The organism is Sulfitobacter sp. UBA4523, assembly GCF_002388305.1.
Lineage (GTDB): Bacteria > Pseudomonadota > Alphaproteobacteria > Rhodobacterales > Rhodobacteraceae > Sulfitobacter > Sulfitobacter pontiacus.
The window spans coordinates 51,923-64,979 of sequence record NZ_DGMH01000024.1 but is presented as its reverse complement, the minus strand read 5'-3'; the positions used below and the strand labels follow the sequence as shown (position 1 = coordinate 64,979).

General features: G+C 60.2%; 15 protein-coding genes. 7 read left to right on the top strand and 8 right to left on the bottom strand.

The window, feature by feature from the left end; translation table 11 throughout:
* Together B3849_RS06140 and trxA are read left to right on the top strand one after the other, a co-directional pair.
* The coding region (locus tag B3849_RS06140) for a 3'-5' exonuclease (protein ID WP_286779914.1) at positions 1–2,249 on the top strand (2,249 nt) is incomplete at its 5' end.
* A gap of 37 nt (positions 2,250–2,286) precedes the next feature.
* Positions 2,287–2,607, top strand: coding sequence for a thioredoxin (gene trxA / locus B3849_RS06135; protein ID WP_005850739.1), 321 nt, complete (start codon positions 2,287–2,289; stop codon positions 2,605–2,607).
* A gap of 36 nt (positions 2,608–2,643) precedes the next feature.
* On the opposite strand, the gene B3849_RS06130 is transcribed toward trxA, so the two are convergent.
* Entirely contained in the window at positions 2,644–3,609 is a 966-nt protein-coding gene (locus B3849_RS06130; protein ID WP_278424593.1) for a phosphotransferase family protein, read from the bottom strand.
* A gap of 74 nt (positions 3,610–3,683) precedes the next feature.
* Here B3849_RS06130 and hslV point away from each other — a divergent pair, with 74 nt between their 5' ends.
* From hslV to B3849_RS06115, 3 genes are read left to right on the top strand one after another with little or no spacing between them, the layout of a single operon-like run.
* Positions 3,684–4,241 (top strand): ATP-dependent protease subunit HslV, encoded by a 558-nt coding sequence (hslV, locus tag B3849_RS06125; RefSeq protein ID WP_005850743.1) that lies wholly within the window; start codon positions 3,684–3,686, stop codon positions 4,239–4,241.
* Complete coding sequence (gene hslU, locus B3849_RS06120) at positions 4,238–5,545, top strand: ATP-dependent protease ATPase subunit HslU (protein WP_009825703.1); 1,308 nt, start codon at positions 4,238–4,240, stop codon at positions 5,543–5,545. The genes hslV and hslU overlap by 4 nt, the downstream gene beginning before the upstream one ends.
* Before the next feature lie 38 nt (positions 5,546–5,583).
* Entirely contained in the window at positions 5,584–6,813 is a 1,230-nt protein-coding gene (locus B3849_RS06115; protein WP_278424591.1) for an MFS transporter, read from the top strand.
* On the opposite strand, the gene B3849_RS06110 is transcribed toward B3849_RS06115, so the two are convergent.
* Genes B3849_RS06110 through B3849_RS06100 form a run of 3 tightly spaced genes read right to left on the bottom strand, consistent with a single transcriptional unit; the run spans position 6,810 to position 9,099 of the window.
* Positions 6,810–7,409, bottom strand: a complete 600-nt coding sequence (locus B3849_RS06110; protein WP_005850748.1) for a Smr/MutS family protein — start codon at positions 7,407–7,409, stop codon at positions 6,810–6,812. The genes B3849_RS06115 and B3849_RS06110 overlap by 4 nt on opposite strands.
* On the bottom strand, positions 7,406–8,401 hold the full coding sequence (locus tag B3849_RS06105) for a murein transglycosylase A (RefSeq protein ID WP_064217232.1): 996 nt from the start codon (positions 8,399–8,401) through the stop codon (positions 7,406–7,408). The genes B3849_RS06110 and B3849_RS06105 overlap by 4 nt, the downstream gene beginning before the upstream one ends.
* Positions 8,402–8,439: 38 nt before the next feature.
* Positions 8,440–9,099 carry a Tim44/TimA family putative adaptor protein gene (locus B3849_RS06100; RefSeq protein WP_278376255.1) on the bottom strand — a complete coding sequence of 220 codons (660 nt, stop codon included), beginning with the start codon at positions 9,097–9,099 and terminating at the stop codon, positions 8,440–8,442.
* 102 nt (positions 9,100–9,201) lie between these two features.
* Here B3849_RS06100 and B3849_RS06095 point away from each other — a divergent pair, with 102 nt between their 5' ends.
* Both B3849_RS06095 and secB read left to right on the top strand, forming a co-directional pair.
* Positions 9,202–9,696: an FxsA family protein gene (locus B3849_RS06095; RefSeq protein WP_009825706.1), complete on the top strand. Its 495-nt coding sequence runs from the start codon at positions 9,202–9,204 to the stop codon at positions 9,694–9,696.
* 103 nt (positions 9,697–9,799) lie between these two features.
* Positions 9,800–10,291, top strand: a complete 492-nt coding sequence (gene secB / locus B3849_RS06090) for a protein-export chaperone SecB (protein ID WP_005850756.1) — start codon at positions 9,800–9,802, stop codon at positions 10,289–10,291.
* Here secB and dnaQ read toward each other — a convergent pair.
* From dnaQ to B3849_RS06070, 4 genes are read right to left on the bottom strand one after another with little or no spacing between them, the layout of a single operon-like run.
* Positions 10,288–10,974 (bottom strand): DNA polymerase III subunit epsilon, encoded by a 687-nt coding sequence (dnaQ, locus tag B3849_RS06085; RefSeq protein ID WP_005850757.1) that lies wholly within the window; start codon positions 10,972–10,974, stop codon positions 10,288–10,290. The genes secB and dnaQ overlap by 4 nt on opposite strands.
* Positions 10,967–11,557, bottom strand: coding sequence for a dephospho-CoA kinase (gene coaE, locus B3849_RS06080; protein ID WP_278424588.1), 591 nt, complete (start codon positions 11,555–11,557; stop codon positions 10,967–10,969). Before coaE ends, dnaQ begins: the two co-directional genes overlap by 8 nt.
* A complete protein-coding gene (locus B3849_RS06075) occupies positions 11,557–12,390 on the bottom strand; it encodes a shikimate dehydrogenase (protein ID WP_278424586.1) in 834 nt (277 codons plus the stop codon). Before B3849_RS06075 ends, coaE begins: the two co-directional genes overlap by 1 nt.
* Positions 12,387–12,986, bottom strand: coding sequence for a Maf family protein (locus B3849_RS06070; protein ID WP_278424585.1), 600 nt, complete (start codon positions 12,984–12,986; stop codon positions 12,387–12,389). The genes B3849_RS06075 and B3849_RS06070 overlap by 4 nt, the downstream gene beginning before the upstream one ends.
* Between the last annotated feature and the right edge of the window lie 71 nt (positions 12,987–13,057).

Genomic DNA, 13,057 nt, shown 5'->3' with positions numbered 1-13,057 from the left:
GGGTGCTTTACCGGATCGACGGTGGCATTGATCATATTCTGGTGGACGAAGCGCAGGATACCAGCCCGCGCCAATGGGATGTCATCGAACGGCTGGCCGATGAATTCTACAGCGGCGACGGTGCCCGAGAAGAGGAAGACCGCACGCTGTTTGTCGTGGGCGATAAAAAACAGTCGATCTATTCCTTTCAGGGGGCCGACCCGCGCGAGTTTGATCACAAACAGGATCTGTTCGAACAGAAGATCACCCAAGCGGGTCAGATCTTTCAACGGCGCAGTCTTGAATATTCGTTCCGATCGTCCTCGGCGATCCTGCAACTGGTGGATACAACGCTCGCCCCGCATACGGATGCAGGGTTTCAGGCCGATGCGGCGCATAAGGCGTTCAAATCCGCCCTGCCCGGCCGTGTTGATCTTTGGCCCGTGGTCGAGAAAACCGATGAACCCGATGACCGTGAATGGTCCGATCCTGTCGATCAGAAGTCGGCGCATCACCATACGGTCGTTCTGGCCGACCAGGTCGCGTCGCAGATCAAGGAACTGACCGAGGGCGAACATTATCTGCCCGTCGATACCGATACCCCCGGTGCCTTTGCGCGGCGGCGTATTCGGGCGGGTGACTTTTTGATCCTTGTGCAGCGGCGCAGTGATCTGTTCTCGGAAATCATCCGCGCGTGCAAAACCGCCGGTGTGCCGATTGCGGGCGCGGACCGGCTCAAGGTCGGGGCCGAACTGGCGGTCAAGGATCTGGCGGCGCTGCTGTCCTTCCTTGCCACGCCCGAAGATAGCCTGTCGCTGGCGACGGCGCTGAAATCGCCTCTGTTCGGGTGGACAGAGCAGATGTTGTTCACCCTGTCTCACTACCGCAAGGAAGATCACCTGTGGCAGGCCTTGCGCAGCAGCGATGCCTACCCCGAAACCGTTGCGATCCTCCGAGATTTGCGGGCACAGGTCGATTTCCTGCGGCCCTATGACCTGATCGAACGTATCCTGACCCGCCATGACGGGCGCCGCAAGCTGCTGGCGCGGCTGGGGTCAGAGGCAGAGGACGGTATCAACGCCATGCTCTCGCAGGCGCTATCGTATGAACGCGGCGCGATCCCCAGCCTCACGGGGTTTCTGGTGTGGATGCAGACCGACGACCTTGAAATCAAGCGGCAGATCGACAATGCCTCGGATCAGGTGCGCGTAATGACCGTGCACGGGGCCAAGGGGCTAGAGGCGCCGATCGTGATCCTGCCGGACACGGGCAAACGCCCTTTGGTGATCCGGGACGAGATCATCAAGATCGGTGACACGCCTGTGTGGAAACTGTCCGAAGGGGATATGCCCGCTGCCATGCGCGGCGCGCTGGACGACCGCAAGGCGCGCGAGATGGCCGAACGGCTGCGGCTGCTCTATGTGGCGATGACGCGGGCCGAAAAATGGCTGATCGTGGCCGCGGCGGGGGAGCTGCCCAAGGATGGCAACAGCTGGTATCAGATGGTCGGCGCCGCGATGGGTCAGGCCGGTGCCAAGCCGGTCGGCAGCTCGGGCGGGATGCGGTTTGAACATGGCGACTGGGATGCGCTGCCGGTGATCGAATCCGCCCCCAAAACCCATACCACGCCAGTGTTAGAGCCTGTTTTTAACACAGCCCTTACCGATATCCCACTGCGTGCCAAAACGCTGGCCCCTTCTGATCTGGGCGGCGCCAAGGCCCTGCCCGGTGATGATGGCCAATCGGAAGATGCGGCGAAATCCTACGGCAATCTGGTGCATAAGATGCTGGAAACCCTGCCCATGATGCACAGCGACCGCTGGAACGGCGTGCTGCACACGCTGGCGCAGGGGTATGACGAAACCGTCGCCCAAGCCGCCTTGAGAGAGGCGATCGCGGTCTTGGATACGCCCGAACTGGCACATGTCTTTGGCAAGGACGCCTTGGCAGAGGTACCGATCACCGCGCCCTTGGGCCCCAAACGGCTGCACGGGACAATCGACCGGCTGCTGGTGTCGGATACGGATGTATTGCTGGTGGATTACAAAACCAACCGCGTGGTGCCCGATACGCCTGATCGCTGCCCCGAAGGGCTGTTGCGCCAGATGGGGGCCTATGCCGCCGCGCTGGCGCAGGTGTTTCCCGATCACCGCATCCGCACCGCTATTTTATGGACCCGTACCGCAACGCTGATGGAACTGCCCGACGCGCTGATCACAAACGCCCTATCGCGGGTGCGCGATCTTGACGGGACGCATGGGGCTACATAGGTTCCCACTCTAACCAACCCCGTGCAGGAGCAGCAACATGGCAACCGTCGCAGTCACAGACGCAACATTCGACGCAGAAGTTAAGAATTCCGATATCCCCGTTGTGGTGGATTTCTGGGCTGAGTGGTGCGGCCCCTGTAAGCAGATCGGCCCCGCGCTCGAGGAACTTTCCTCCGAGATGGACGGCAAGGTAAAGATCGTCAAAGTCAACGTTGACGAGAACCCGAACAGCCCAGCCCAGATGGGTGTCCGTGGCATCCCTGCCCTGTTCATCTTCAAGAACGGTGAAGTCGTATCGAACCTGGCCGGCGCCCGCCCCAAGGCCGCGCTGCAAGGCTGGATCGAAGAGTCGATCTAAGCTGCCGCACCCGCAGCAAGCACATTCAATGGCGCGTCAGGCAAAGGCTTGGCGCGCTATTTTTTTGATCCGCTCGAACCGCATGACATTGGCGATAGATCCATGTTCTTGAATCCGGTTCCAGTCGGTCAGGATCTGCACCCGCGTCAGGAAGTGCACCGTGGGATCATCGGGCGGCACCAGCGTGTACCCTTCAAAGAACGCGCCCCAGGCGGCGGGAGGAACGCTATGGCCTTTGGGCAAGGCATCAAGGTCGCCTACCATCTGGGTATAGCTTTGCAGCAGCCGCGCGATGTCATAGCCCACAGGCGACGGTGTGGTCGCTGAAAAATCGAACGCTGCCGTCTCGTCGGGCGCCATCACCAGATTATACCCGTTCAGGTCGCCATGTTTCGCCGCGATCTGGCCTGCGTGCCCTTGGGCCTGCGGCGCGTAGTCCGCGATACGACCCACATAGGCTGCAAAACGTTGCTTGCCGTTGATCCGACGCGCACCGCTTTCAACACGCGCCACCAGACGGTGCAGGTGATTGACCATGAACCGCGGCTGAAACGGATGGGTGCCTTGCAAAGTGGCCCCGTGAAACGCCGCCAGCCAGCCGCCCGCCCGTCGCAGCAAGGGGGCGTGATCCTCTGTCTGGCGGCACAGGTCCAGAAACGTGTCGCCCTTGGCAGAGCGCATCAGATAGGCCTGCTGGCCCGGGTCCGCCGCAAGGATCTGTGGCACGCTAAAGCCGGGCACGCCGTCGAGTGCATCACAGGCCGCCTGATGGGCCGCAAGCATCGCGGTGAACCTGTCGGTATCCCACGGACGGGCCACGTGTTTGAGCACGACAGAGACCCCGTCACGCCCGTCATAGCGCTGCACGATCTGGCGCTGTTTGCTGTCATCCTTGATCCACTCGGCCCCGCAGGTACAGGTTTCAGGCGCAATCCCTGCCTTGGCCGCCAATCCCTCAAATATCTGAAATGCCTGCACTTTCAGGTCGTCTACCGGTGGCATTCAAATCCTTTCGGGACATTAGCCTTGCGAAACAGCGGCGGGGTTTTCATATAGGTTTGAACTATGGAGGCTACATGTCAAAGCAAGAATTCCCCGGCTGGCACGGGACCACCATCATCGGTGTGAAGAAAGACGGCGAAGTCGTGATCGCGGGCGACGGTCAGGTCAGCCTTGGCCAAACCGTGATCAAAGGAACCGCACGGAAGGTGCGCCGGCTCAGCCCTGGCGGGTTTGACGTTGTGGCGGGCTTTGCCGGATCGACTGCCGATGCTTTCACGCTGCTGGAACGGCTTGAAGCCAAGCTTGAAGCCACGCCCGGGCAGTTGGCGCGCGCCAGTGTCGAGCTTGCCAAGGACTGGCGAACCGACAAATACCTGCAAAAGCTCGAAGCGATGCTGATCGTGTCAGACGGGCGCGAGCTGCTGGTGATCACCGGCGCGGGTGACGTGCTGGAGCCTGAACATTCTGTCGCGGCCATCGGGTCGGGCGGGAATTACGCGCTGGCCGCGGCGCGCGGCATGATGGACAGCGACCGCGACGCCGAAACCGTCGCGCGGGATGCGATGAAGATCGCGTCGGACATCTGCGTTTATACCAATGGTAACCTCACGGTGGAGAAAATCACACAATGACCGATCTGACCCCCCGCGAAATCGTCTCTGAACTTGACCGTTTTATCATCGGCCAGAACGACGCCAAACGCGCCGTTGCCGTGGCGCTGCGCAACCGCTGGCGCCGCAAGCAGTTGGGCGATGATCTGCGCGACGAAGTATACCCCAAGAACATCCTGATGATCGGGCCCACCGGCGTGGGCAAGACCGAGATCAGCCGCCGCTTGGCAAAACTGGCGCGGGCCCCTTTTCTCAAGGTCGAGGCGACGAAATTCACCGAAGTCGGCTATGTCGGCCGCGATGTGGAACAGATCATCCGTGATCTGGTAGACAGCGCCATCGTCATGACCCGCGAATATATGCGCGAGGACGTGAAGGTCAGCGCCCATAAGGCCGCCGAAGAACGCGTTGTTGACGCGATTGCGGGCAAGGACGCCCGCGAAGGCACCCGCGATATGTTCCGCAAGAAGCTGAAAGCGGGCGAGCTGGACGATACGATGATCGAGCTTGAAGTCGCCGATACCTCTAGCCCGTTTCCGGCTATGGATATCCCCGGACAACCCGGCGGCGGTATGGGGATGATGAACCTTGGCGATCTTTTCGGCAAAGCCATGGGCGGCCGGACGGTCAAGAAACGTCTGTCAGTCGCCGAAAGCTACGAGGTGCTGATCAGCGAAGAGGCCGACAAGCTGCTGGATGACGAAACCGTCAACCGCGCCGCGATCGAGGCGGTAGAGCAGAACGGCATCGTCTTTCTGGACGAGATCGACAAGGTGTGCGCCCGCTCTGACGCGCGTGGCGGCGATGTCAGCCGTGAAGGCGTGCAGCGCGACCTGCTGCCCCTGATCGAAGGCACTACCGTATCGACCAAACACGGGCCGGTGAAAACGGATCATATCCTGTTTATCGCCTCGGGTGCCTTCCACATTGCCAAGCCGTCCGACCTGTTGCCCGAATTGCAGGGCCGCTTGCCGATCCGCGTCGAGCTGCGCGCGCTGACGGAGGATGATTTCGTTCGCATCCTGACCGAGACCGACAATGCGCTGACGCTGCAATATACCGCGTTGATGGGCACCGAAGAGGTCGAGGTCACATTCACCGACGAAGGTATCAAGGCGCTGGCCAAGATCGCCGCCGATGTGAACCAGTCGATCGAGAATATCGGCGCGCGGCGGCTTTACACCGTGATGGAGCGTGTTTTTGAAGAGCTGTCGTTCAGCGCGCCGGATCGCACCGGCGAAAAGATCACCGTCGACGGCGATTTCGTCGAGAAGAACCTGGGCGAACTGACACGATCCACCGATCTGTCACGCTACGTTCTTTAGGGCTTTTCAATCTGCCATGCGCCTGAGAATGATGGCGCATGGCATACTTCAGATTTATCCGCGCCAATTGGGTGTTCTTGTTGGCGGGTTTCCTGCTGACATTTACCTCGGCCTATGGGCAGACTTATTTCATCTCGCTTTTCGCGGGCGAGATTAAGGGCAGTTTCGGGCTGTCTGACGGTCAATGGGGCGGGATCTATACCCTCGGCACGACGCTCTCGGCGATCACGATGGTCTGGGCGGGTGTGCTGACAGACCGGTTTCGGGTGCGTCGACTGTCATTCTGGGTGATGGTCGCGCTGGCGGGTGCCTGTCTGGCGATGGCCGCCGTGCCGAACTGGATCGTGCTGATCTTTGTTATCTATGCGCTGCGTCTGACCGGGCAGGGGATGATGTCTCAGCTTGGGGCCGTGGCCATGGTGCGCTGGTTCGAAGCCGCACGGGGCAAGGCGCTGTCGCTGTCGTCTATGGGCTTTGCGGCGGGTCAGGCGATTTTGCCTGTCGTCTTCGTCGCCCTTTTCGCAAGCTTTCACTGGCGCAGCCTTTGGGTGCTGGCCGCCGCTTTGGTGCTGATCACCATGCCGGTGATGCTCCTGCTGCTGCGGCAAGAGCGTACGCCGCAATCCATGGCGCAAAGCACGCAATCGGCGGGGATGGACGGGCAGCACTGGACGCGGATGCAGATGATCCGTCACGGGTTGTTCTGGCTGATGATCCCGCTGGTGATCGGTCCTCCGGCGTGGGGGACGGCGCTGTTCTTTCAGCAGGTCCACCTGACAGAGGTGAAGGGCTGGACGCTGGTCAGCTTTGTCGCGCTGATGCCGCTTTATACGGTGACATCCGTGATCGCGACCTTTGTGTCGGGCTGGGCAATCGACCTGTTTGGCGTGACGCGGGTCACGCCGGTGCAAATGCTGCCTTTTGCGCTGTCTTTCGCCGTGCTCGCCTTTGCCGATACGATTGCGATGGCGGGGGTCGGGTTGATGATCTTTGGCGTGGGGCAGGGGATGCAGGCGACGGCGACCTCTGTTTTCTGGGCCGAATTCTATGGCACGCGTTATATCGGGTCGATCAAGGCCGTGGGCGCCGCGCTGATGGTGTTCGGGTCGGCCATCGGGCCGGGGGTGACGGGGCTGTTCATTGATCTGGGGGTTGATTTCCCGCAGCAGATGATCCCGATTGCGATCTACTATGCCGTGGCCGCGATCATGGCGACGGTCGGGGTGTTGCGCTATCGCAAGCGGTTGGTCGCGCCTGCCACGGCCTAACGGTGACGCCGTAGATAGACGTAATAGGCGCCGCCGCCGCCGTGGCTGATATGCGCCTGACTGACCTGAAGCACGGCTGACGACAGCGGCGGCATCGACAGCCATTGCGGCACCTGATGACGCAGCACGCCGTGGCGCACGGGGATCGGGCCGCCTTCGTCCCGCATCTTGCCTTTACCGGTGATCACCAAGACAAGGCGCCGCCCCTTGGCATGCGAGCCCAGAATGAACTTGGTCAGCGCAGGGTGAGCGCGGTCCAGCGTCATACCGTGAAGGTCGATGCGACCCTCGGGGCGCATCTTGCCGCGCTTGAGCTTGCCAAACGCCTTTGAATCCATCTGCACCGGTGCCTGACGCAGCTGATCGGGCAGGGAGGGCATCAGATCATGGGTGTTTCGCCGCGGCTTGGGATCGGGCTTGCCCATGACGACAGAGCTGCGCTTGCGGATTTGCGGCGGTGTTGGCGTGGGGCCGTGGATCGGGGAGGTGCCGTCAATCTCGGCGCGGAACAGCTTGTCAACGTCGAGCTTTTCCGTCCGCTCTGTCACCTTTTTCCAAAGCGACAGATCATCCTTATCCAGACGCTTGCGGCTCATAACAGCGGCTCCGGCAAAAGCGCATAGGCGCGCTGGATCGGCATCAGGACCATCATCCGCCCCGGATCACGCAGCTTGCCCGCGGCACGCCCCGCCTTGTCGCCGGTGCCAAAGAACACATCCGCCCGTTGCGCGCCCTTGATAGCCGACCCGGTATCCTGCGCGATCATCAAGCGGTGCATCGGTTCCTTGCCCTCTTTTTCGATCCAGACAGGGGCGCCGAGCGGTACAAACTTGGGGTCCACTGCAACGGTGCGCAGGGTGGTCACCGACCGGTTCATCGCGCCAAGCGGCCCCTGATCGGCGGGCACCTGATTGACCTCGCGAAAGAACACATAGGACGGGTTGTGATACAGCAGCTCGCGCCCGTCATCAGGGTTACGGCGGACCCAGTTCTTGATCACCTCTGCGCTGACCTGATGCGGGTCATAGACGCCGCGGCGCACCAGTTCGACGCCGATCGACCGGTACGGGTGGCCGTTTGCACCGCGGTAGCCCACGCGCAGATAATTCCCATCGGGCAGCCTGATGCGGCCAGAGCCTTGGATTTGCAAAAAGAAAAGTTCGACCGGGTCGTCAACATAGGCGATCTCAAGGCCGCGGCCCTTCATCACGTCGGTATCCAGAATATCGCGGCGGGTCAGCCACGGGTTGTTCGCCTTCGCCTCTGGCGGCATGGCATAGACCGGATAGCGGTAGCGGTCGGAGGGGTAGAGATCGCCGTCAAGTTCAGGTTCGAAATAGCCCGTGAACATCGCCTCGTTTCCGTCCTCGATCAACACAGGCCGGAACAGAAGTTCAAAGAACTGGCGCGGGTCGGGGTCGGATCTGGCATAGGCGCAGATGTTGCGCCAATCGACATCCTTCATATCACCGCAGGTATTCAGAAACGCGCGCAGGGCGGCGGCGTGGTCGTCGGTTTCCCACCCCTCAAGCTGGTCGAACGACAGGATCGAATAGGACACATCTGTCGCAGAAGCGGGCGGCGCCATCAGGCCCGCCCACAGCAATGCACCCGCACAGGCACGTTTTAACCGTCTGTAGAAACGAGCAGCCAATTTGGATCATCCGAGCCCATGACACGGGCAAACACCCATGTGTCTTTTTGACGATTGACCTCTGTCGTGCTGCCTTCGACGATTTCACCATCGCGGTCTTTCACGACCGACGTCAGCTCGGCCACGAAACGGATCGTCAGCTCTGCCTCGTTGGTGGTCTTGTCCATCGTGGCGTTCTCAAGCTCCATCTCGCGGATGCCGATAAAGTGGCTTTCCACGGTCAGGCCCTGATCTTCACGCGCGGCAACGCCTTCGACAAAGCTTTCGTAGATGTCTTCCGAAAGGAAAGGTTTGATCTCGTCCAGATTACCGTGTTCGTAGCCCATCACGATCATCTCGTAGGCACCGCGGGCACCGCCCAGAAAGTCGCTGACCCCAAAGGAGGGCTCGACACGCTTCATCTCGGCCAGGGCGAGCGCGGTATCGGACCCTTCGGGCGCGTGATCGGTGATATCCAGATCAGGGCCACCTTCGATGACTTCGAACGCGGGGCCGCTGGGGCGTTCGGGTTTCTCGCTGACCTCGGCCGATTTTTCAAAACCGGTGCGTGTGCCAAGCACATTCTTGAGCCGCAGGATCAGGAACACGGCAATAGCGGCCAGTACCAGAAGCTGTATCATGGGCGAATTCATAGGTACCTCGTGCTGAGAAACATGGAAACGTCGGTCTAGTGCCCCTATGTAGGGTGTGAACCGGGCCAAGTCCACTCTGGCCCATAGGAAAGGACGCATGCCATGTGGCTGTTTTTGGCTTTTATTGCCGTACCGTTGATAGAAATAACGTTGTTCATTCAGGTGGGTGGGGCAATTGGCCTCGGCTGGACACTGGCGATTGTTGTTTCTACCGCGATCATCGGCACCTATCTGATGCGCGCACAGGGTGCGCTGGCGCTTGGCCAGATCAAATCGTCCCTGTCCGAAGTCCGTGATCCGACCGAACCGCTGGTGCATGGCGCGATGATCCTGTTTGCCGGCGCGTTGCTGCTGACACCGGGGTTTTTCACCGATGCCTTGGGCTTTGCCCTGCTGATCCCCGGCGTACGCACCGCTGCGTTCAAAGCTGCACGCAGCAAGGTTAACGTGAGCAGCGTCCATATGGGCGGCACCTCGGGGCCACGGCGCCCGCAGCCCCATCGTCCGATGCAAGGGGATGTGATTGATGGCGAATACCACGAGCTGTCGGAACAGGACCGCGGGCCCAAACGCCCCTCTGGCTGGACCGATCACTAACTAAGGGCCACTGACTTCAGGCCATTTGATGCGGACCATTGAGCGCGGCAAGGCGATCTGATAAGCCCGACTAAATGAGTTTATTGTCTTAAGGAGCCTTTAAATGGCTGAAGAAGAAGCAACACAACCGACCCAGGCCGCACAGCCGCAGATGCGCATTCTGGGTCAGTTCATTCGTGATATGTCCTTTGAAAACATCATGGCGCAAAAAGGCGCGCCGACAGATGTACAGCCCGACGTTCAGGTTCAGGTCAATCTGGATGCGAAAAAGCGGTCGGCCGAGAACCAGTATGAATCCGCGATCAAGCTTCAGGTCACGTCAAAAGCCAAAGGCGGCGACGCGACGCTGTTCCTGCTGGAAATCGACTATGTCGGTATCTTCCACGTTGAAAACGTGCCCGAAGACCAGATGCACCCATTCCTGCTGATTGAATGCCCGCGCATGATCTTCCCGTTCCTGCGCCGCGTTGTCAGCGATGTGACCCGCGACGGTGGCTTCCCGCCACTGAACCTCGAAAACATCGACTTTGTCGCGCTGTATCGCAACGAGATCGCGCGCCGTCAGGCCGAGAATACGCAAAAAGCGGACGCCTAAAGCGTCTTCCACACAGCGCTGTCGCCCAGTTTATCGACAAATTCGGTATGGGCGGCGGCCTCTTGCGGGGTAATCCGCGAGGGCAGGGGTGTCGGGCGCGGTTTTGGCGTCCAATCGGGGGTGGTGTCGCCCTCTTTCTTTTCCGGTTTGGTCGACAGGCCGAAGTCCGGTTGCCGCCCGCCGATCAGCTCTAGATAGACATCCGCCAGAATTTCACTGTCAAGCAAAGCACCGTGAAGCGTCCGCGACGTGTTATCGATGCCAAAGCGGCGGCATAGGGCGTCCAGCGACGCGGGCGAGCCCGGAAAGCGTTTGCGCGCGATGGCCAGCGTATCAAGCGCCTGTTCCCACGGGATCTGGGGCAGCCCCATCCATTTCAGTTCCGCGTTCAGAAACTTGATATCGAAGGCGGCGTTGTGGATCACCAGCTTTGAATCACCGATGAAATCCAGAAAATCCTGCCCGATCTGCGCAAACTTGGGTTTGTCGCGCAAAAAGTCGTCGCCCAGCCCGTGCACCTCGAAGGCTTCGGCGGGCATACTGCGTTCGGGGTTGATATATTGGTGATAGGTATTGCCGGTCGCCACGTGACCCATCAGTTCAACCGCACCGATTTCAACGATCCTATCGCCGCTTTCAGGGTCGAATCCGGTGGTTTCCGTATCCAGTACGATCTCACGCATGGGACAGCTTTCCTTTGATATCCTCGATGACAGCCGCCACCTGCGCGCGGGCGTGGGGCAGGGTGTCTGTTTCAATCACATAATCGGCCAAAGCGCATTTTTCATCGTTTGGCATCTGTTTGGCGCGGATGTTTTCGAACTGTTCCAGCGTCATCGTCCCGCGCGCCATCACGCGCTTTTGCTGGATGTCGGCCGAGACCGTGACACATGCCACCGCATCCATGCGTTTGTCACCACCGGTTTCAAAAATCAACGGGATGTCGAGCACGACGATCTTGGCCTTTGTTTCCGCCAGAAAAGCCGCGCGATCTTCGCCGACCAGCGGATGCACAATGCTTTCGATCGTTTTCAATACGGTGGGGTCCGCATCGATCAGGCTTTTGAGCGCGGGCCGCGACACTTCGCCCGCAACGACCGCATCGGGTAGCGTTTCGCGAAAGGCCGCGACGGCAGCCCCCCCCTTGGCATAGAGCCGATGCACGGCGGCGTCTGCGTCCCAGACGGCGCAGCCAAGATCAGCGAACATTTGTGCGGTGGTCGATTTCCCCATACCGATCGACCCGGTCAGACCCAGAAGAAACATCAGCGCAACGCCGCCAGACGTGTTTCATGGTCCACCGTCGGCCGCGCGCCAAACCACCGTTCGAACCCCGGCACTGCCTGATGCAAAAGCATGCCTAAGCCGTCAACAGTGACGCATCCTGCCGCCTCTGCAGTTGCCAGAAGCGTGGTTTTCAACGGCGCATAGACCAGATCCGTGACCACCGTATCGGCGCGCAACCCATCAAGCGGCACGCGCAGCTCGGATTTTCCGATCATCCCCAGCGACGTGGTGTTCACCACGAGGCCGGCGTGGCTGACCATCGTCCCCGCCTGCGACCAGTCGTAGACCGTCACGCGGTTACCAAAGACCGACCGCAACCGTTCGGCCCGCACACGGGTGCGATTGGCAAGCAGGATTTCGGGCACGCCGGCGTCCAATAGCGAAGAGATCACGGCACGCGCGGCGCCGCCGGCACCAAAGACGCAGGCGGGGCCATCACCCGGCATCCAGTTTGGCGCGCCCGCCTTGAGGTTTTCGATAAACCCGTAACCGTCCGTATTATCGCCCTGAATTTTACCGTCTGCGCGGAAGGTGATCGTATTCACGGCCCCAATCATCGCGGCGCGGTCTGTGATGATATCTGCGATCTCGATCACCGCTTCTTTATGGGGGATCGTGACATTGGCCCCGATGAACCCCATTTTCGGCATCGTCTCAAGCACTTGACGGAGGTCTTCGGGTTCGACGTGAAGGGGGATATAGGCCCCTTGCAGCCCAAGCGTTTTCAGCCAGTGCCCGTGGATCTGCGGGGATTTTGAATGGGCAATCGGCGATCCGATCACACCTGCCAGCGGTATTTTAGCCAAGCTCATGCGGATAGATCCCCCCGTAGCGTCAGATAATTCAACAGTTCAAGCAGGGGTAACCCTAGGACATTAAAGTAATCCCCTTCAATGCCGCTGAACAGCCTGACGCCTTCCTCTTCTAGTTTATAGGCACCGACCGCATGTTGGATACTGTCCCAGTTCCGCGCGACATACTCCTCTATATAACTGTCCGACGCATCTCGCATGCGCAGCCGCACCTGACCCACGTGACGCCAGATCGGTTTGCCATCCTCGACGATCACGGCGGCGGATAGCAAGCTATGGCGATCGCCGCGCAGGGATTTCAGATGGGCAATCGCCTCGTCTGGCGTGGCGGGTTTTGACAGCAGCGTCCCGCGATGGTCGAGCACCTGATCACAGCCCATCACCAAGGCGCCCGGGGTCTTGTCGCTGACTTTGCGGGCTTTCATCTCGGCCAGTGTATCGGCGATGTCGCGAGGGGGTGCCTGCTCTGCCAGCAGAGCCATCTTAATCATTTGTTCATCTATTCGCGCCACGCTCACCTCATGGGGGACGCAGGCCTGTTGCAGCAGCTGTGACCGGATCGACGACCCGGAGGCGAGGATGAAACGTTGGGGCATGGGGATAAACCTGTGTGCGACGCTAGGAAGTTCTTAGGGATTTTTCCCCCGAATGGCGAGAGTGCGCGAAA

Excerpts from the sequence above, each read along its gene's own strand:
- trxA (WP_005850739.1), top strand. The coding sequence starts at position 2,287 with ATGGCAACCGTCGCAGTCACAGACGCAACATTCGACGCAGAAGTTAAG.
- B3849_RS06130 (WP_278424593.1), bottom strand. The coding sequence starts at position 3,609 with ATGCCACCGGTAGACGACCTGAAAGTGCAGGCATTTCAGATATTTGAG.
- hslV (WP_005850743.1), top strand. The coding sequence starts at position 3,684 with ATGTCAAAGCAAGAATTCCCCGGCTGGCACGGGACCACCATCATCGGT.
- hslU (WP_009825703.1), top strand. The coding sequence starts at position 4,238 with ATGACCGATCTGACCCCCCGCGAAATCGTCTCTGAACTTGACCGTTTT.
- B3849_RS06115 (WP_278424591.1), top strand. The coding sequence starts at position 5,584 with ATGGCATACTTCAGATTTATCCGCGCCAATTGGGTGTTCTTGTTGGCG.
- B3849_RS06110 (WP_005850748.1), bottom strand. The coding sequence starts at position 7,409 with ATGAGCCGCAAGCGTCTGGATAAGGATGATCTGTCGCTTTGGAAAAAG.
- B3849_RS06105 (WP_064217232.1), bottom strand. The coding sequence starts at position 8,401 with ATGGCGCCGCCCGCTTCTGCGACAGATGTGTCCTATTCGATCCTGTCG.
- B3849_RS06100 (WP_278376255.1), bottom strand. The coding sequence starts at position 9,099 with ATGAATTCGCCCATGATACAGCTTCTGGTACTGGCCGCTATTGCCGTG.
- B3849_RS06095 (WP_009825706.1), top strand. The coding sequence starts at position 9,202 with ATGTGGCTGTTTTTGGCTTTTATTGCCGTACCGTTGATAGAAATAACG.
- secB (WP_005850756.1), top strand. The coding sequence starts at position 9,800 with ATGGCTGAAGAAGAAGCAACACAACCGACCCAGGCCGCACAGCCGCAG.
- dnaQ (WP_005850757.1), bottom strand. The coding sequence starts at position 10,974 with ATGCGTGAGATCGTACTGGATACGGAAACCACCGGATTCGACCCTGAA.
- coaE (WP_278424588.1), bottom strand. The coding sequence starts at position 11,557 with ATGTTTCTTCTGGGTCTGACCGGGTCGATCGGTATGGGGAAATCGACC.
- B3849_RS06075 (WP_278424586.1), bottom strand. The coding sequence starts at position 12,390 with ATGAGCTTGGCTAAAATACCGCTGGCAGGTGTGATCGGATCGCCGATT.
- B3849_RS06070 (WP_278424585.1), bottom strand. The coding sequence starts at position 12,986 with ATGCCCCAACGTTTCATCCTCGCCTCCGGGTCGTCGATCCGGTCACAG.